This is a genomic window from Xanthomonas sp. NCPPB 3200, from assembly GCF_056393585.1.
Map to the genome: position 1 here is coordinate 2,129,413 of NZ_CM150785.1, position 19,807 is coordinate 2,149,219.

4 protein-coding genes and 1 pseudogene are annotated in these 19,807 nt (G+C 63.0%); all 5 read left to right on the plus strand.

All coding sequences use genetic code 11. The annotated features are described in order from the left end of the window. Positions 1–44 precede the first annotated feature (44 nt). The 5 genes and pseudogenes from AC06DU_RS09425 to thrA all read left to right on the plus strand — a co-directional run bounded on the left by AC06DU_RS09425 (position 45) and on the right by thrA (position 19,780). Positions 45–14,561: a hemagglutinin repeat-containing protein gene (locus AC06DU_RS09425; protein ID WP_478204221.1), complete on the plus strand. Its 14,517-nt coding sequence runs from the start codon at positions 45–47 to the stop codon at positions 14,559–14,561. A 16-nt stretch (positions 14,562–14,577) separates the two neighbouring features. Further along, on the plus strand, positions 14,578–14,814 hold the full coding sequence (locus tag AC06DU_RS09430) for a hypothetical protein (protein ID WP_076038861.1): 237 nt from the start codon (positions 14,578–14,580) through the stop codon (positions 14,812–14,814). 205 nt (positions 14,815–15,019) lie between these two features. Further along, a pseudogene (locus AC06DU_RS09435) lies at positions 15,020–16,003 on the plus strand (hemagglutinin repeat-containing protein); the annotation flags it as partial. A gap of 260 nt (positions 16,004–16,263) precedes the next feature. Then, positions 16,264–16,752 (plus strand): TspO/MBR family protein, encoded by a 489-nt coding sequence (locus tag AC06DU_RS09440; RefSeq protein ID WP_478204223.1) that lies wholly within the window; start codon positions 16,264–16,266, stop codon positions 16,750–16,752. A gap of 520 nt (positions 16,753–17,272) precedes the next feature. After that, entirely contained in the window at positions 17,273–19,780 is a 2,508-nt protein-coding gene (thrA, locus tag AC06DU_RS09445) for a bifunctional aspartate kinase/homoserine dehydrogenase I (protein WP_478204225.1), read from the plus strand. The last annotated feature ends 27 nt before the right edge of the window (positions 19,781–19,807 follow it).

Consider the following 19,807-nt stretch of genomic DNA (forward strand, 5'->3'; position numbering starts at 1 on the left):
CGCGCTGTTGATTGATGACGCCGACCAGTGGCGAGAGAGAAACGATGGACACCGAAGCGATGAGCGTACGTGCTTACCTGGCCGAACAAAGCAAGCGCGCGCTTGCGTTGCTGCTGTGCTGCACGGTCACCTGGACATCGTTTCCGGCGTGGGCACAGGTGGCACCAACGCCAAATCCCGGCGGCCAGACACCCGGTCAACAGGTCGCCGCCAATGGCGTGCCGGTGGTGGACATCGTCGCGCCCAATGCGCGCGGCATCTCGCATAACCGCTACAGCAATTTCAACGTCGGCCCGAACGGGTTGATCCTCAACAACAGCGCGCAGATCTCCAAGACCGAGCTGGGCGGCTATGTCGCCGGTAACGACAATCTGCAGCGCAGCGGTGCCGCCTCACTGATCCTCAATGAGGTCACCTCGGCCAGCAGCCGCTTGCAGGGGTACACCGAAATCGCCGGTGCCAAGGCGCAGTTGGTGATCGCCAACCCCAACGGCATTTCCTGCGATGGCTGCGGGTTTCTCAACACTTCGCGCGTGACCTTGACCACCGGCACGCCCAACCTGGGCAGCGATGGTGCGTTGAACGGCTTCAGCATCACCGGCGGTGCGCTGAGTATCGGCAGCAACGGTCTGGATGCGTCTAACGTGGATCGCCTGGACCTGCTGTCGCGTCAGCTCAGCGTGGAGGGCTCGATCTGGACCAGGGAACTGGTCGCTGCCGCGGGTGCAGGGCGGGTCAGCTACGACGGCCTGCTGCTGGACGTGATGCCGCGCACCGATGACGCCGCACCGTCGATCGGCATCGACGTGGCGCAGCTGGGCGGCATGTATGCCGACCGTATTCGCCTGATTGCGACCGAAGCCGGTGTCGGCGTGGTAAGTCGCGGCACCCTGGCGGCGCAGAGTGGCGATCTGCAGATCGACAGCGCGGGCCAGGTGAGCCTGAGCGGGACCACGGTGGCGCGCGATGGAATGGGTGTGCGTGCAGCCGGTGACCTCGACCAGCGCGGCGTGCTCGGCTCGCAGCAAGGCGATGTGCGTCTGCGCGGCGCGCGCATGACCCTGGCAGGCGATCTGGTCGCCGCCGGTATCCTGGATGCACAAGCCAGTGGCACCTTGAGCCACAGCGGCCGCAGCAGCGCCGGCGCCATCCGTCTGTTCGGTTCGGAATTGAATGCCGATGGCAGTCTGCATACGACGGGTGCGCTGGATCTGGGCGCCGACGGTGTATTGCGCAGCAATGGGGTGGCCTATGCGGCAACCGCTGCAACCCTGCGCGCGGGGCAGATCGGCCTGACCGGCACGCTGCAGAGCGGTGGCACCATCGGGCTGAATGCAAACGCGATCGATGCACTGGGCACCCTGGACGCGGCCACCGCCTTGCGCGTGAACAGCAGCGGCAACGTGCGCCTGGGTGGATTGGCGCAGGCCGGGCAGGGTGCTGATGTGCAAGCCGGCGGTCGGCTGGAACTGCAGGGTCAGCTGATTGCAGCGGATGCAGTGGCGCTCGATGCGGCGGGTATCGACATCGCACAGCGCGGCGCAGTGTCTGCGGGTGGCGATCTGGAGTTGCGCAGTGCAGGTGCGTTGAACAATGCCGGTAGCGGCTACGCCGGCCGCGACCTGCGTCTCCAGGCGGCGACTGCCACCACGACGGGCAGTCTGGCGGCCGCACGCGATGCGCAGGCGGCGGTTGCCGGTGGTCTGGTCAATAGCGGCACGTTCGTTGCAGGCAATGCGCTGACCATCGACGCGGCGCAGCTGGGCAGTCGTGGCGATATCGGCAGCCAGCGTGGGGAGACGCTGCTGCGCAGCCGCGGCGGTCTGGCGCTCAGCGGCAACACCGTGGCAGGTACTGCTTTGGGCCTGGACGCCGCAGCGGATGCGCAAGTCTCGGGCATCGTCAACGCTGGTCGCGTAAATCTTCGTAGCGGCAGGGATGCCGCACTCTCCGGCACCCTGCAGACCACCGCCGGTGGGTTGGTGATCGCCGCAGGCGGTGAGCTCGTCAGCGATGCCGTGGTGAGTTCGACAGGCACGATCGATTTGCAGGCGAACGGCGCGCTGCGTCAGCGTGGTCAGCTCCGCGGCGACGGCGCGGTACAATTGCGTGGCGCGGCGGTCGAGCACAACGGTGTCATCGATGCAGCTGGCGACCTGCGCATCACCAGTGCTGCCGAGCTCGCGTTGGACGGCACCGTGCAGAGCGCTGGCTCAGCCACATTGCAGGCGGGCGCAGCACTGCAGAGCCGCGCGAAGGTGATTGCAGCTGGTGCGCTGGATGTAGAGGCAGCCTCGTTGCGCAACGCGCAAAGTGGCGCGTTTTCGTCGGATGCCGGTGCGCGCGTGCGCACGGCCGGCACATTGGACAATGCCGGCAGCCTGTATGCGGCGAGCGATCTGCAGCTGACCGCAGGCGCGTTCACGCAAAGCGGCAGCGCCAGCTCGGGCAACACGCTTTCGGCAGCTGTGAGCGGGTCATTCGACAACGCTGGCAACGTGATTGCCAGGAACGCGCTACAGATCGATGCCGGCAGCGTGCGCAGCAGCGGTCAACTCGGCAGCGAAGCGGCAGGTGTCCGTCTGGGCAGCCAGGGCGATATCGCGCTGCAAGGCGTGGTTGCCGCTGCGACCACGCTGCAGGCCAGCGCCGCTGGCGATCTGCAGCAGGCAGGGTCGCTAAGAGCGCAATCGCTGGCATTGAGTGCCGGGCGTGATCTCACCGCTGCTGGCAACCTGCAATCAGCGTCCACGCTGGATCTGCAGGCACAACGTGCTCTGACATTTGCTGCCCAGGGCCAGGCTGGCGGTGATGCTTCGATGCGCGCCACCACACTGACAACCAGCCAGGATGCGGTGTTGCAGAGCACGGGAGCGATTGCGCTGGACAGCGCGGCCATCGACAGCCGCGGCAAGCTGGATGCAGGGAGCGATCTGCACATCCGCAGCCAGGGCGATCTGGCGCTGGCGGGTGTGGCACAAGGCGGGCGCGACGTTGTTTTGAATGCTACCGGCGCGCTCAGTAACGCAGCGCAAGTGTTTGCAGGCCGCGATCTGTCGTTGCAGGCAGCTAGCCTCGACAACACCACGAGCGGTGTGTTGGCGGGCGAGGGCAACATCGCCCTGACCACTACGGCACTGCTGAACAACGCTGGCCGCGTGCAGGCCGGTGGCGATCTGCAGATCAGCGCAGCCAATATGGACCAGGGCGGCAGCGCGTCTGCAGGCAAGGCATTGCGCGCCGCCATCGCAGGTACGCTGGCCAATCGTGGCAATCTGATTGCCAAGGATGCGTTGCAGGTCGATGCGGCCACGCTGCGTAGCAGTGGGCAGTTGGGTAGCGAGCGGGCCGATGTCACGTTGAACAGCCGAGACACGCTGCAACTCGAGGGTGTGGTTGCAGCGGCCAATGCATTGCGTGCGACTGCTGGCGGCGATTTGCAGCAGGCCGGTTCGCTCAAGGCACAGTCGATCGCATTGCAGGCGGGGCGCGACCTCACTGCAAATGGCACTCTGCAATCGGCATCCACGTTGGACCTGCAGGCGCAGCGCACGCTCGCCATGAATGGACAAGCATCGAGTACGGGTGAGGCAACCGTCACCGGCGCAACGGTTCTGACAGGCGCTGCAGCAGTGCTGCAGAGCGGTGCCGGCATCACCCTGGATGGCGGCTCCATCGATAGCCGCGGTTCGCTCGATGCGGGGACCGATTTGAGCGTGCGTAGCGCCGGTGATCTTGCACTGGCTGGCGTGGTCCAGGGCGGGCGCGATGTTGCGCTGACCGCTGCGGGCGCGTTGAACAATGGCGCTCAAGTCGTCGCAGCCCGCGATCTGCACGTGCAGGCCGCCAGTGCCAACAACGCCGCAACGGCAACCCTGGGTGCACTACGCGACCTGCGCGTCGATGTCGCTGGGGTGCTGGAAAACAATGGCAGCCTGCATGGCGAGCGTGGCCTTGCACTGAACACCGGCACGCTGCTGCAGCGCGGCCGTGTCTACAGCGGGGATGCGGTATCGATCTCGTCGACAGGCGCATTCGAAAACGCGGGTCAGTTGGTAGCGGGCAAGGATCTTAGCATCGCTGCCGACAGCATCGTCAGCAGCGGGCAACTCGGCTCGGTCAACGGAGCATTGACGTTGACTAGCCAGAACGCGATCGATCTGCACGGTGTGGTGGCTGCGGCGACCACGCTGCAAGCCACCGCTGGCACCGATCTGCTGCAGGCCGGCGCGCTCAACGCGCAGGCCGTGACATTGCAGGCTGGCCGCGATCTCACTGCCGGTGGAACCCTCCAGTCCGCGTCTGCGTTGGATCTGCAGGCGCAGCGCAGCCTGACGTTGAACGGTCAGGCGCAGGCGGGCAGTGACGCCAACCTGCGCGGCAACAGCATCGCCACCGGCCGCGACGCCGTGCTGAAAAGCGTCGGCGCGATCAGCCTGGATGGTGCGGCAATCGACAGCCGTGGCACGCTCGACGCCGGCACGGACCTGCGCCTGCGCAGCACGGGAGCACTTGCGCTCGCAGGCGTGGCGCAAGCCAATCGCGATGTTGTGTTGAGCGCAACCGACACCTTGAGTAATGCGAGCCAGGTGATTGCCGGCCGTGATCTGTCGGTGCAGGCGGGCAACATCAATAACGTGGCGGCCGGCGTGTTGGCGGCCGATGGCAGCGTCACGCTGACCTCTGGCGCGTTGCAGAACGCCGGCAGCCTGCAGAGCGGTGGCGATCTGCGCATCACCGCCGCAAGCATGGACCAGAGCGGCACTGCGATTGCAGGCAAGGCACTGACCGCGAAGGTCACTGGCACGCTGGACAACCGCGGCAACCTCATTGCCAAAGACACGCTGCAGGTGGAGGCAGGCAGCTTACGCAGCAGCGGCCAGCTCGGTAGCGAAACTGCCAACGTCAGCTTGATCAGCCAAGGCGACATGACGCTGCAAGGCGTTGTCGCCGCAGCGACCACACTGCAGGCCACTGCAGTTGGCGATCTGCAGCAGGCCGGCTCGCTCAAGGCGCAATCGATCGCGCTACAGGCCGGTCGCGATCTCATCGCCGCAGGCACGCTGCAGTCGGCAACGCAACTGGATCTGCAGGCGCAGCGCGCACTGACAATGAACGGACAGGCGGTGGCGACGGGCGATGCAACCCTGCGCGGCGCGCGGATCGGCACCGGTCAGGCTGCCGTGCTGCAAAGCGGTGGCGCGATCAGCCTGGATGGTGCCGCGATCGACAGCCGTGGCGCACTCGATGCAGCCGCTGATTTGAATCTACGCAGCACCGGCGACCTGGCGATTGCCGGTGTCGCGCAAGCCGACCGTAATGTGGTGCTGAGCGCAGCTGGCGCGTTGACCAATGCGGCGCAAGTCGTCGCTGGTCAGAGCTTGAACGTCACCGCAGCCAGCGCAAGCAATGCCGCCAGCGGCGTGCTGCTCGCGCAGGGCGACGCTACCTTCGCCATCGGCGGCTTGCTCGACAATGCTGGCGCCGTGCGCGCCGGTAATCAACTCGCCTTGGGCGTCGGGTCGCTGCGCCAGACTGGCCAGGCCTACGGCTTGCAACGCCTGGGCGTCATCGCCACTGGAGCGGTGGACAATCGCGGTGACCTGATCGGCGGCAATGGCTTGCGCGTGGAAGCGGCGCAAGTCAGCAGCAGTGGCCAGCTGGGCAGCGAGCGCGGCGATGTCGCATTGATCAGCCGCGGCAACCTGGAGCTCGGCGGCAACCTCGCATCGGCAGGCAGCTTCTCGGCGCAGGCCGATGGCGCGCTGGCACAGAGTGGCACCTTGAGCGCTGGCAGCACGCTGGAGTTACGCTCCAAGGGCGATCTGGGTGTGGCCGGTCAGCTCGGCGCTCAGCAGGTCACCTTGACCAGCGACGCCGTGTTGCGTCAGCAGGGCACCGTCAGCGGTACGACGGTAGGTCTGCAGGGGGGCCGCATCGAGAACGCCGGGCAGACCACCGCTTCGGGCAACTTGAGCCTGCGTGCGGGTGAGATCAGTATCGCCGGCACGGTGGGCGCCGGTATCAGCGCAGACGGCAGCCTCGGCAGCGGACGCACGCTGAGCCTGATCGCCGATCGCCAACTCAGCGCCTCCGGCAAGCTGTTGGCTGGCGGCAACCTCACGGCGCAGGGCAGCCAGCTGCAGCTGGCGGGTGCCAGCACACGCGCAACCGGCAATGTCGCACTGACCACCGGCGGCAACCTCGATCATCGTGGCGGTGATTTGCTTGCCGGCGGCACGCTCACCGTGCAGGCCGGCGGCAACATCGACAACGGGCGTCTCAACGCTGTTGCCGGCCAGATGCAGGCCAACCAGCTGAGTATCGACGGCGCCAGCCTGAGCAATGCCGGCGGGCGGTTGGTGCAAAGCGGCAACGGACTGACCCGCGTCAGCATCGGCGGCGCGATCGACAACACCGGTGGCACGCTGGCCAGCAATGCGCAGGATCTGACCATCACTGCAGCCAGCCTGGAAAATGCACAAGGACGCATCGAGCACGCCGGTGCCGGCGTCCTGTCGGTCACCAGCCGTAGTGCGCTGGGCAACAGCAGTGGACGCATCCTCACGCAAGGGCAACTGCACCTGGACGCGAGTGGCGCGTTGAACAACCAGGGCGGCGCGATTGCCGCAGCGGGCGATGCAGCACTCACTGTTGCTGGCCTCAATAACATCGGTGGTTCGGTCTCAGCACGTGAATTGAAGGTGCAAAGTACCGGCGCGGCCGACAACCGCAACGGCTTGCTGCAGGCCAGCGGTGGTGCGCTGACCTTGCGTGCCGACAGCCTCAGCAATGCCGGCGGCATTGTGCAGGCGGTCGCGAACGCTGGTGCGGGTGGAAGCCTGCGCGTCGAACTCAATCGTGGCCTGGACAACGGCAACGGTACGATCGGTGCCGGCACCGACGCAGTGGTTACTGCGGAAAACATCAGCAGTAGCGGAGGCAGTCTGCAAGCAGCGCGCGACCTCAGCGTCACGGCACGCGGCCAGCTAGACAATCACCAAGGCGGCAAGCTCAGTGCTGGCCGTGATCTCAACGTTGCCGTCGCCGGCGCGTTGCTCAACAGCGGCGGCCAGCTCGATGCCGGCAATACGCTGACCGCCTCCGGCGGAAGTATCGACAATAGCCAAGGCAGTATCGTCAACAACGGCGGTGGACTGACACGCATCACCACCGGTGGTGCATTGACCAACAGCGGCGGCAATCTCGGTGGACGCGGCAGCGTGGTGATCGATGCCGCCAGCATCGCCAACAACAGCGGCCAGCTGGTCGCCGGCGGCGACCTGATCGCCACCACCAATGGCTTGAACAACCAGGGCGGCAACGTCTATGCCGGCGCGAGCTTCCTGCTGCAGCGCGCAGGCGCCACGCTAGACAATCAGAACGGCACCATCAAGGCCGAGCAGGCAGTCCGCTTGAACCTGCAGAACTTGAACAACGCGGGTGGCAAGATTGGCGCCGGCAGCATGACCGGCGGCGCCGGCGATGTGGTGATCGACACCGTCGGCTTCGACGGTGGCGGCAGCATCCTGGCGCAGAACCTGCTGGACCTGACCTTGCGTAGCGACTACACCCACCGCGCCGGTGCAGACCTGACCAGTAACGGCACTTTCAACCTGCGCGTCGGTGGGAGCCTGGTCAACGAGTCCACGCTCAAGGCTGCGCGCAGCCTGGACATTACGGCCGGCAGCATCACCAACCGCGCAGGCGCCAACATCCTGTCCAATGACACGCGCCTCAACGGCGGCAACATCATCGACAACGCCGGCAGTATCTCCGGCAATGGCGCACTGTCGCTGGTGGCGAACAGCATCAACAACACCGGCAGCATCGTCGGCGGCAACGTCTCGGTGAACACCGGCACATTGGTGAATGGCGCCGACTTCGGCGGCGCGACCGACAACGCAGCCTATGGCTCGGCCTTGCTCGGTTCCACCGGCAACATGAATCTGATCGTGCGCGATCAACTGCTCAATCGCGACGCGCGCATCTTCAGCCTGGGCAATATCGCCATCGGCGGCGCGCAGGATGGAGGCGGTACCTTGGTATCGCGTACGGGTGTGGTCAATAACCTGTCGGGCAGTATCGAGGCTGATGGGAGCATCTTGATTGCGGCCAATCAGCTGAATAATCGGCGGCGGGTTTTGACTGCCGCATTGGGTACATTGACCGACCAAGAAAAGGCAGCTGCGAATGCAACGATGCCCGAGGAGCTTATTGAGTCACGCGGAATCGTCTATCCAAGGCAGTCTTACTTCATTCGTATTCCTTACGTCGGAAAAAATCCTGGTGTTTATCGTTCCTATTCGGTCGAGCAGCAAGAGCGTCTCATCGCTGCAAGTGCGGAAGGACGAATCGCGGCTGGAGGAAATATAGCGATTTCCGGAAGCGTCACCAATAACACTTCGTCGATTGCGGCGGCTGGTGCGCTGCAAATAAATCAACGTGGTGTGGGTGGATTGAGTGATGGGCTTTTCGTTGGTGGAGAGTCGATCTTCAACGAATCGCTTGCCTTGAATAGGCAAGTCGTACAGAGAGACTACGAGTATGCAGTAACAGCGGTCATTGACGACTGTGCGCTGAACCAAGGAAATCGGCGTCCTATCTGTACATATGATGCTGAATCAAAAACCATTTCTTCTTCCACGATCAATACGAGCTATATCGCCCTGGGCGCCAGCATGACCGGTGGCCAAGGCGTCAGCATCAATGGTGCCAACATCAGCAATGGTGCCGTCGGCAGCGACGGTCGTGGTATCAGCGGCGCTTCACTGAATGGTGTCGGCGCACAAGGTGGCTTGACTGGTCGCGCCATGCAAAGCGCCGGTGGAGTGGGCGGCCAGGCAGTGATCGGCCGTGCCAATGGCGGCGCGAACAGTATTCGTGTTGCCACCGGTACGACCGGCAGTGCAGGCACCCAGGTGGGCGCCAACACGCAGGACGCAACGCTGGCCACATCGGGTGGCATCGTCAAGATGTCGGTTGCACCTGTCGCGTCCAACGATAGTGGGCTTGTACGCAGCAGCGTCGATCAGGCAGACGTGCAGGCCACCGCGGCCGGTACCGGCGTCACTGCCGTCGCAACCGACAGCCGTACCCGAGTCGATCCGGCCACCATTCCGGTGACCAACATTGTGGGTAGCGGGCAAACCTCGCTGACGCAGATCGATCTGCCCATTGGCGGGCTGTATCGCCTATCCGGCGGCACCGGTACCGATCTGACCGCAATGGGCCGCGCCGCCAACGGGCTGGGCGGCATCAATGCCTGGCGCAGCAATGGCCCCGGCCGTCGTTACCTGATCGAGACCGACCCGCGCTTCGTCAACTACGACAACTTCATCAGCAGCGACTTCCTGCTGGACAAGCTGGGTGTTGACCCGGAGTGGACCCAGACCCGCCTGGGCGATGGCTTCTACGAGCAGCGCCTGGTGCTGGACCAGATCACCCAGCTCACCGGCCGCCGCTATCTGGGCAACTACGCCGATGGCGTGGCGCAGTACCGCGCCTTGCTGGAGTCGGGCGTGGCCGCCGCAGGCCAGCTGCAGCTGAGCATGGGCGTGGGCTTGACCGCCGCACAAGCGGCCGCACTGACGCAAGACATCGTGTGGATGGTCGAACAGGACTACCAGGGCCAGAAGGTGCTGGTGCCGGTGGTGTATCTGGCCTCCAACTCGCTGCAGTTGCGCGGCAACGGCGCATTGATTGCAGGCGGCAACGTCGAGCTCAACGCCACCAATTCCATGAGCAACCAGGGCGTCATCGCCGGTGCCGACGTCAGCGTCACCGCCGGTAACCTGCTCAACCAGGGCCGCATCAGCGGCACTGGCAGCGTTGCCCTGGAAGCGCGCAACGACCTGCTCAATCAGGGCCAGATCCAGGGTCGCGACGTGGCACTGGTGGCCGGCAACAATCTGGTCAGCGAAGCATCCAAGGCCATCAACGGCGTTGGCATCCTGTCCGGCATCACCGCCAGCAACACCCTGCAGCTATTCGCCGGCAATGACATGACGTTGACCGGTACCCGCGTGCAGGCCGATGGCAGTGCGGCGTTGATCGCAGGCAACAACCTCAGCCTCACGCCCAGCGCCTTGCGCGACGACAACGGCCTGCTACGCGGTGGCGATGCGGTGTCGGTGACCACTGGCAAGGATCTGGTGATGTCTGCAGGCAACGACCTGCAACTGCATGGCGTGACCATCAAGGCCGGCGGCAGTGCCGCACTGCAGGCAGGCAACAACCTCTCGCTGACCCCGACCACTGGCCTGGATGGCAAGGTCGCCACGCGCACCAACATCAGCACCGGCGACAGCCTGCAATTGACCGCCGGCAACGACCTGACCATCCGCCAGGCCGACGTCAAGGCCGGCGGCGATCTGATTGCCGCAGCAGGCAACAACCTCAACGTCGAGTCCGTCCTCAACGAGACCGAAACCAACAGCTACAAGACCCGCAACGGCAAGACGCGCGTCACCACCACCACGACCACGCAGAGCATCGATCAGCAGGCACTTACCGCCGGCGGCAACCTGATCCTCAGCGCCGGCAACGACGTCAATCTGGTCGCGGCCAAGCTGGACGCCGGAAAGGGCCTGGGCATCAGCGCCGGCAACGACATCAATGCCAGCACGCTGACCACGGTGGACACCAGCAACACGCTGGAAACGCGAAAGCGCTTTAAGCAGACGACCAGTACCAGCGACGAAACCGTCCACGGCACCGAGTTCAGTGCCGGCGGAAACCTGGCGATGCAGGCCGGCAATGACATCGCCCTCACCGCCGCATCTGCCGCCACCAAGGAAGGCGGCATCACCCTGGCTGCCGGCAACGACGTCAACCTGCTCGCCGCCAGCGAGCAGCACGACGCCGTGCAGGACATGACCAAGAAGAAGAAGGGCACGTTCTCCAGCAAGACCACAACCACGCATGATGAGTGGCACGACAACGTGGCGGTCACCACCACGCTCAGTGGTGACACGGTGCAAATTGCGGCGGGTAACGATCTGCTGTCGCAAGGTGCGCAGATTGTCGGCACCGGCGACGTCACGCTTGCAGCAGGCAACAACCTGACCTTGGAAACTGCTCAGAACACGCATAGCGAAGAGCATGACAAAGTCACCACCAAGTCCGGTCTGTTCGGAAGTGGCGGTATTGGGGTGACGCTCGGTAAGCAAAAGGTCACCACTGGCGCCGACATCGACCAGATCACGCATACCGGAACGACGGTCGGCAGCCTTGGGGGTGACGTCACCCTGGTGGCCGGCAACAAGTTGGCGATTACGGGCAGCGATGTCATGGCGTTGCAGGGCGACCTGACCGCGACCGGCAAGGACATCGCGATCACGGAGGTCTATAACGACAGTGATGCGGAACAGCGCAGCAAGTTTAGCCAAGGCGGTTTGTCGCTGACCTTGAGCTCGGCTGCGATCAGCCTGGCGCAGGCGGCAAACGACAGCTACAAGGCCAGCAAGGAGGTCAAGGGCGACAGTCGCATGGAAGCACTTGCGCTCGGATCGGCGGCCTATAATGCATATGGGGCAGGACAGGCGCTGGGCCAAGCTGGCAGCGCGTTGAGCAGTGGCAGCGCCGCCGGCGCAGCTCAGGGGGCCAATCTGAGCATTGCCATCAGCATTGGCGGCAGCAAGAGCGAGAGCAAGAGCACGCAGACGGCCAGTCTCGCACAAGGCTCCAAGCTACAGGCAGGTGGTGACGTCAACCTGATTGCCACCGGCGGTGGCGACCAAAGTAATTTGTTGATTCGTGGGAGCGACATCAAGGCGGGCAATGATCTGCTGCTGGCAGCCGATCACGATGTACTCATCGAAGCAGCCAAGAACACCGCCGAGCAAAAAAGTACCAGTAAGAGCAGCAGCGCGTCGCTGGGTGTCGGTATCACTTACGGCCCGGATGGTGCCGCATTTGGCGTGATGATCAGTGCAGCTGGATCGCGCGGCAAAGCCAATGGCGAAGACGTGACCTACAGTAATAGTCATCTGGTTGCCGGCAACACGGCCACGGTCATCAGTGGCAATGACACCACGCTCAAGGGCGCGCAGCTGTCGGCGGACAAGGTGATCGCCGATGTCGGTGGCAATCTGAGCATCGAGAGCCTGCAGGACACCAGCACGTACGACAGCAAGGACAAGAGTGTTGGCGCGAGTGTGACCTTTGGCGCAGGGTTCAGTGCCAGCGCCAGCTATAGCAGTAACAAGGTCAGTGGCGACTTTGCCAGCGTGACCGAACAGAGCGGTATCCAGGCCGGCGACGGCGGCTTCAACATCCGTGTCGGCGGCAATACTGATCTGAAAGGCTCGGTGATCGCCAGCACCCAGGCGGCGGTGGATGCCGGCGTCAATCGCCTGCAGACCGGCACGCTGACCTATAGCGATATTGAAAACACTAGCAGTTACGACGCCAAAGGGTTCAGTCTGTCGGGCGGATATAGCAAGGGAACAGGCGACAAGAAGCAGCAAGGAGAAACCGGTCAGGTCCAGCCGACAGTCAATAACGGCGCAAACTGGTCGTGGCAGAACTTCCAGACTGGAAGCACCGGTACAGCGGCTGGCATTGGGAGCAAGAGTGGCGATGCGACATCGACCACCACCAGCGGGATCAGTGGTGGCAGCTTGCTCATCACCGACGAGGCTGGGCAACTCGCCAAGTCTGGTAAGACCGCTGCAGATGCATTGGCGGGTCTTAAGCGCGATGTGATCAGCGGCGATGACGCAGGTGGCTTGACCAAGCAATGGGATGGTCAGGCACTGCGTGACCAAGTTGCCGCGCAAGCGCAGATCACCGCCACCGCAGGGCAGCAGGCAACGAAGTTTGTTGGCGATTACGCACAGGGAAAAGTTGACAAGGCGGCCGAGCTCTATGCGGAAGCAGATGCAACCGGTGACGACAGCAAGCGGGCTGAAGCTGATCAGTTGATGAAGGATTGGGGCAATGGCGGCACGTTGCGTGTGCTGTCACATGCGGTTGTGGGTGGTCTGACAGGTGGCACGGAAGGAGCGCTAGGCGCAGCCGCAGGCACCGTGGCGGCACCATACCTGGCAGAAGCGTTGGAGAAAGCCGGAATCAATAAAGCGGTGGCTGCCACGTTGACAGGGTTGTCAGCGAGCGCGCTAGGCGCTGCGGCCGGTGGTGCTGCAGGCGGTGCCGCAGCCTTGAATGAGGTGTCCAACAATTACCTCGGCCATCAAGAGCGGATGGAATATGCCACAGCCCTGATCGCTTGTTCCAAGTCTGGCACCCAGTGTGAGCGCGCCGAGCAACTGAAGGCGCTGTCGGAAGAACGCAATCTCGCGTTGCGCGGTGCGTGTAGCGATCCAGCCAGCGGCGGATGCGCGGAGCAAAAACAGCTGGCCGCCGCAGCCATGCAAGATCAGCTCGATCACGCTGGGGAATACACCGCTTGGCTTGCGGGTCACGTGCCTGAGTTGGTTGGCCTGTTCAACTCCGACAAGGACGGTTCACTGACCAAGGACTTCGTCACCCATGTGACGACTGCAGATCTTGGCCACAAGCTTGCGTGTGCGATGGCAGGTGATTGCAGCAACCAAGCGCTGGCTTCGGCAGCATGGAACGGTAGCATCCCGCTATCAGTTGCAACCGCTGATTCTGCGCTGCGCGCGGCGCTGGGTATGGGAGCAGGTACGGTCGGTGCTACCGGCCGGGTTTGGGAAATGGTTGCCGGTGTGGCAGAGCTGGCCAAAGGTATGAGTCCTGCAGGCCAGGTTGGACAAACGATTGATCAACTAGCCTATCTGTGGGGGAATGGTTACGCAGCTACTGCCGAGAAGAACTTTAACGACGCAAAGGGCGCGTTAAATGCAATAAAAACTGGTATCAGCGGCTATGCAGAGGATCTTGCATTTGCGGCCTACACGAACACGCACGGCTCTTGGGATATCTATGACATAGCCAAGGCGGGTGCAATTGGTGGCAAGGTCAGCGTTGACGTATTGTCACTCGTTGCTCCAGAACTCTATGTGGGGAAGGGTGGTGTCGCTGCAAAGGCAGCCACAGGTGTGGGTGATGCGTTTAAGGCCGATAATGTAATTGATTATATAAATTCACTTCGGCCCGGGAAAATTCCGGCAGCCGGGGCGCGTGGACCCATAGCCAACCCGACAGCCGCACAGGCGGCGACGGCTGAGAAATTGAAGGTTGACCCTAGATGGGTTAAACCGGACGGGAGTCCAGACTGGCCTACAAAAGAAAATAATGGTTTTGCTGACGGATTTGATGCGGCACCAAAAGTTATTGAACTTGGGCCGGGAGAAACTTTTGATAGGTTTGGGGGTCGATTTGATGAGAATGGCAATTTTACCGATCGTGGAAACTTTGTTGCGCCGCCGGATGTGCCGTTTGATCAGCGCGCGTTGCCAAGCTCAAGCATGGAGTCGCCGCGGAAGAAGTATGTGGTTATAAAACCTATTCCTAAAGTAGAATCGGGTAACGCATCTCCGTGGTTCGGGAAGCCGGGCGGAGGAGTTCAGCATAAACTGCCCATGAGCATCGATGAATTGAAGTCAAATGGGTTTATTAAGGAAATTGAATAGATTGAAGGTGATTTAAATGAAAATTGATGAAATATCCTATTTTTTCTTTAGATATGCTGAGGCACAAGGGAGGCCTTACAAGGCTCTTCCTATGGGGACTGATGTCGAGGAATTTGGTGCTCCATACATAGAAATTAATGAATCTGGAGTTTTAGCAATTGTCGCAAAGGATCGTGGCAATGAATGTCTAAGGAAAGAAACAAATTCTCCTGAAATTCTAGCGAAGTGGATTTATGAAATTTATAACAAATAAATTTGTTGAAAATAAATAGCCGGGAAGAATAAAATGTTGTAAAAGTAAATATTTTTGAAATCTGCGACTGATAGTCGGCACCAGCTTCAAGGGTAAGGGCCGCGTTGTAACCGAACTGGGCGGCATCAGCGCCTGGCGCAGCAACGGCCCCTGCCGTCGTTACCTGATCGAGACCGACCCGCGCTTCGTCAACTACGACAACTTCATCAGCAGCGACTTCCTGCTGGACAAGCTGGGTGTTGACCCGGAGTGGACCCAGACCCGCCTGGGCGATGGCTTCTATGAGCAGCGCCTGGTGCTGGACCAGATCACCCAGCTCACTGGCCGCCGCTATCTGGGCAACTACGCCGATGGCGTGGCGCAGTACCGCGCCTTGCTGGAAGCTGGCGTGGCGGCGGCAGGTCAGCTGCAGCTGAGCTGCAGCTGAGCATGGGAGTTGGCCTCACCGCCGCGTAGGCCGCCGCGCTTACGCAGGACATCGTGTGGATGGGGCAGCAGGACTACTACGCCAGAAGGTGCTGGTACCGGTCGTGTATCTGGCCTCCAACTCGCTGCAGTTGCGTGGCAATGGCGCCTTGATCGCCGGCGGCAACGTCGAGCTCAACGCCACCAACGCCATGAGCAACCAGGGCGTCATCGCCGGCGCCGACGTCAGCATCACCGCCGGCAATCTGCTCAACCAGGGCCGCATCAGTGGCACCGGCAGCGTTGCCTGGAAGCGCGCAATGACCTGCTCAATCAGGGCCAGATCCAGGGCCGCGACGTGGCACTGGTAGCCGGCAACAACCTGGTCAGCGAAGCATCCAAGACCATCAACGGCGTTGGCATCCTGTCGGGCATCACCGCCAGCAACACCTTGCAGATGATGGCCGGCAACGACATGACGCTGACCGGTACCCGCGTGCAGGCCGATGGCAGCGCTGCGTTGATCGCAGCCAACAACCTCAGCCTTACCCCAAGCGCGTTGCGCAACGACAACGGCCTGCTGCGAGGCGGCGATGCAATGTTGATTACTACCGGCAAGGATCTGGTGATGTCTGCAGGCAACGACCTGCAACTGCACGGCGTCACCATCAAGGCCGGCGGTAGTGCCGCACTGCAGGCAGGCAACAAACTCTCGCTGACCCCGACCACTGGTCTGGATGGCAAGGTTGCCACCCGCACCAATATCAGCACTGGCGACAGCCTGTAGTTGACCGCCGGTAATGACCTGACCATCCGCCGTGATTAGTAAATGCACATAATTGTCCGTCAATACATGGGCGCTAGCACGCAAGCTGCTTGGCTTCCAGACGCTCTGGTTCACTCTACGGTTTGTTACCTGCACAGCACTAAGGCCGGACGCAGCAGTGTTTTCATTGCCTGGACATGCGGTATGGCAGGGTTCCGGGCGTAAGTTAGATGCCTTCGCGTCGCGTCCGCACTTTCTGCTCTTGGTTGGAGAGTTCGATGACAAAGAAATCGCCGTGGTTTGGACTCCTGGGGTGGTTGGTGCTGTGTTATCTGGTCGCGGCCCTGGGAGCGGCGGCATCGATCCAAGCGGCGAGCTTCTACGCCGGCTTGCAGCGGCCGGACTGGGCCCCGCCGGGATGGTTATTCGGGCCGGTGTGGACTGTGCTGTACGGGATGATGGCGATATCGGTGTGGCTGGTCTGGCGCCGCGGCGGATGGAGCAGTGCGCGTGGGGCGCTGGGTCTGTTCGTACTGCAGTTGGGGTTGAACGGGTTGTGGAGCTGGTTGTTCTTTGCCTGGCACATGGGCGCCTGGGCGTTTGTCGATATCGTGGCACTGTGGGTGGCGTTGATGCTGACGCTCGTAGCGTTCGCCAAGTGGCAGCGGGTTGCTGCGTGGTTGCTGGTTCCGTATCTGCTGTGGGTGAGTTTTGCGGCGGCGTTGAACTATGCGGTGTGGCAGCTCAATCCGCAGGTGCTTGGCTAAGGGCTGTATGGGTCAAAAGTGGCTGATGCACCTCTGCGTTTGGCGCGAGAAGGGTGCGCGGCGGCTACTCGCATCAGCCGGATCCGACGTCGTCTAGCACCAGGTCTCACTATGGGATGCTGCGCAAGCGCCGCTTGGTCCGGCGCATAAAAAGTTTCCATAGCAATCAATCGTTTGGGACTGCCTTGCTTAAATCTTTGTCCCGCAAGGCTTTCTGTATAGGCGCCGCGTTGCGCAAGGCTGCTTTGATACACAGCGCTTGACAGGCCTCGGCCCGGTGATGTCTTTTGCGTACATGCATAACGCCTGCGCCACCGCTTCGCTTACCTGCCACCCGCACCTGCGGCCGGGTGCGGGCGTGGCCGGCATTAGCACCACCATTACCACCGTCACCATTCGCCCGGTGCGGCCCGTCGTCTTCGCGTAACTTCCGAAAACAACGGCCCCGCACCCGGATCAGGATGCGGGGGCTTTCCTCCCTCATCTGATGCGGACGGGGCCTCCCTAACGAGGTCTGTCGATGTCATCGCCTGTTGTTTTGCTCGAACCCGCCGCTGTTGCCGCATCTTCCGCACGCACCGTCGTGCACAAATTCGGCGGTACCTCGGTGGCCGATGCCGAGCGCTACCGGCATGTGGCGCAGTTGTTGCTGGCACGCGTCGAGTCGGTGCAGGTCACCGTGGTGTCGGCGATGAAGGGGGTGACCGATGCCTTGATCGCGCTGGCCGAACTGGCCGCGCAGAACCGCCCCGAATGGCGCGAGCGCTGGCATGAGACGCGGGCGCGCCATCGCGGTGCGGCGGTGGCCCTGCTGGGCGAGCATTCCGGGCCGACGGTGGAGTGGCTGGACGAGCGCTTCGAGCATCTATCGCAGATCCTGGGCGCATTGGCGGTGATCGGCGAGCTGCCGCGCGAGGTGCTCGACCGCGTGCAAGGCCTGGGCGAGGTGTATTCGGCGCAGTTGCTGGGCGACCATTTCCGTGCGCTTGGCGAGGATTGCGCGGTGCTGGATGCGCGCGATGTGCTGGTGGTCAACCGTGGCGAACTTGGTGTCGATGTGGACTGGGACACCAGCGCGCAGCGCCTTGCGACCTGGCGCCAGGCGCATCCGCAGACGCGCGTGGTGGTCACCGGGTTTGTGGCGCGCGACCGCGCCGACCGCATCACCACGTTGGGGCGAAACGGCAGCGATTATTCCGGTGCAATTTTCGCGGCCTTGTTCGATGCCGATGAGCTGCATATCTGGACTGACGTGGACGGCGTACTGTCGGCCGACCCGCGCGTGGTGCCCGAAGCGGTGCAGCTGGAAACGCTGAGCTACGACGAGGCCTGCGAGCTGGCCTATTTCGGCGCCAAGGTGGTGCACCCGCAGACCATGTCGCCGGCGATCGAGCGCGGCTTGCCGATCATCATCCGCAACACCTTCCAGCCGGAACATCCGGGCACGCGCATCACCGCCAGCAGCGCGGTGAGCGGGCCGATCAAGGGGCTGACGCTCAGCCCCGACCTGGCCGTGCTGAATCTGGAAGGTACTGGATTGATCGGCGTGCCCGGCACCGCCGAGCGGGTATTCGCGGCGCTGCGCACGGCGCAGGTGTCGGTGGTGATGATCTCGCAGGGTTCGTCCGAGCATTCGATCTGTTGCGTGGTCAAGCAGCATGAATCCGAGCGCGCACGCAATGCCTTGCTGCAGGCGTTTGCGCATGAACTTACGGTCGGTCAGGTGCAGCGTGTGCAGCTGACCACCGGCATCAGTGTGCTCGCTGCAGTGGGCGATGGCATGGCCGGCCAGCCGGGTGTGGCGGCGCGGTTGTTCGAGTCGCTGGGGCGTGCGCAGGTCAATATCCTGGCGATCGCACAGGGTTCGTCGGAGCGCAACATCTCGGTGGCCATCGACGCGGCGCATGCGACCAAGGCCTTGCGTGCGGCGCATGCCGGCTTCTGGCTGTCGCCGCAGACGTTCTCGGTGGGCGTGATCGGCCCGGGTAACGTGGGTGCGGCGTTGCTGGACCAGTTGCGCATTGCGCAGCCGCAGTTGCTGGGCAAGGCCAACCTGGATCTGCGCCTGCGCGCGGTGGTCTCGCGCGGCCGCATGCTGCTGGACGAGCGCGGCCTGGTCGGCAACTGGCGCGATGCCTTCGCCTCGGCAGCCACCGCGACCGATCTGGAGCGTTTCACCACGCACCTGTTGTCCGCGCATCTGCCGCATACGGTGATCATCGATTGCAGCGGCAGCGCGGAAGTGGCCGATCGCTACGCGGACTGGTTGGCTGCCGGCATCCATGTGGTGACGCCGAACAAACAGGCCGGCTCCGGTCCGTTGCAGCGGTATCAGGCGATCCGTGCGGCGGCCGATGCCAGCGGCGCGCGCTTCCGTTACGAAGCCACGGTGGGCGCCGGCTTGCCGGTGATCACCACGCTGCGCGATCTGGTCGATACCGGCGATGCGGTGACCTCGATTGAGGGCATCTTTTCCGGCACGTTGGCCTGGCTGTTCAACAAGTACGACGGCAGCGTGCCGTTCGCCGAGCTGGTGACGCAGGCGCGCGGCATGGGCTATACCGAACCGGATCCACGCGACGATCTGTCCGGCGTGGATGTGGCGCGCAAGCTGGTGATCCTGGCGCGCGAAGCCGGGCGCGAGATCAGCCTGGAAGATGTGCAGGTCGAGAGCCTGGTGCCTGAAGCACTGCGTCAGGCCAGCGTGGACGATTTCATGGCGCGCCTGCATGAGGTGGATGCGACGTTCGCGCAGCGCCTGGCCGATGCACGTGCACGCGGCAATGTGCTGCGCTATGTCGCGCAGCTGCCACCGGATCGTGCTCCCAGCGTGGGTCTGGTCGAACTGCCGGCCGATCACGCGTTCGCCAACCTGCGCCTGACCGACAACGTGGTGCAGTTCACCACGCGTCGCTACTGCGAAAACCCGTTGGTGGTGCAAGGCCCGGGCGCTGGCCCGGAAGTCACCGCAGCCGGCGTGTTTGCTGATTTGCTGCGGGTGGCGGCGGGCGAGGGGGCACGCTTGTGAATCAGGCGGTTGCAGACCAGTCTGCGG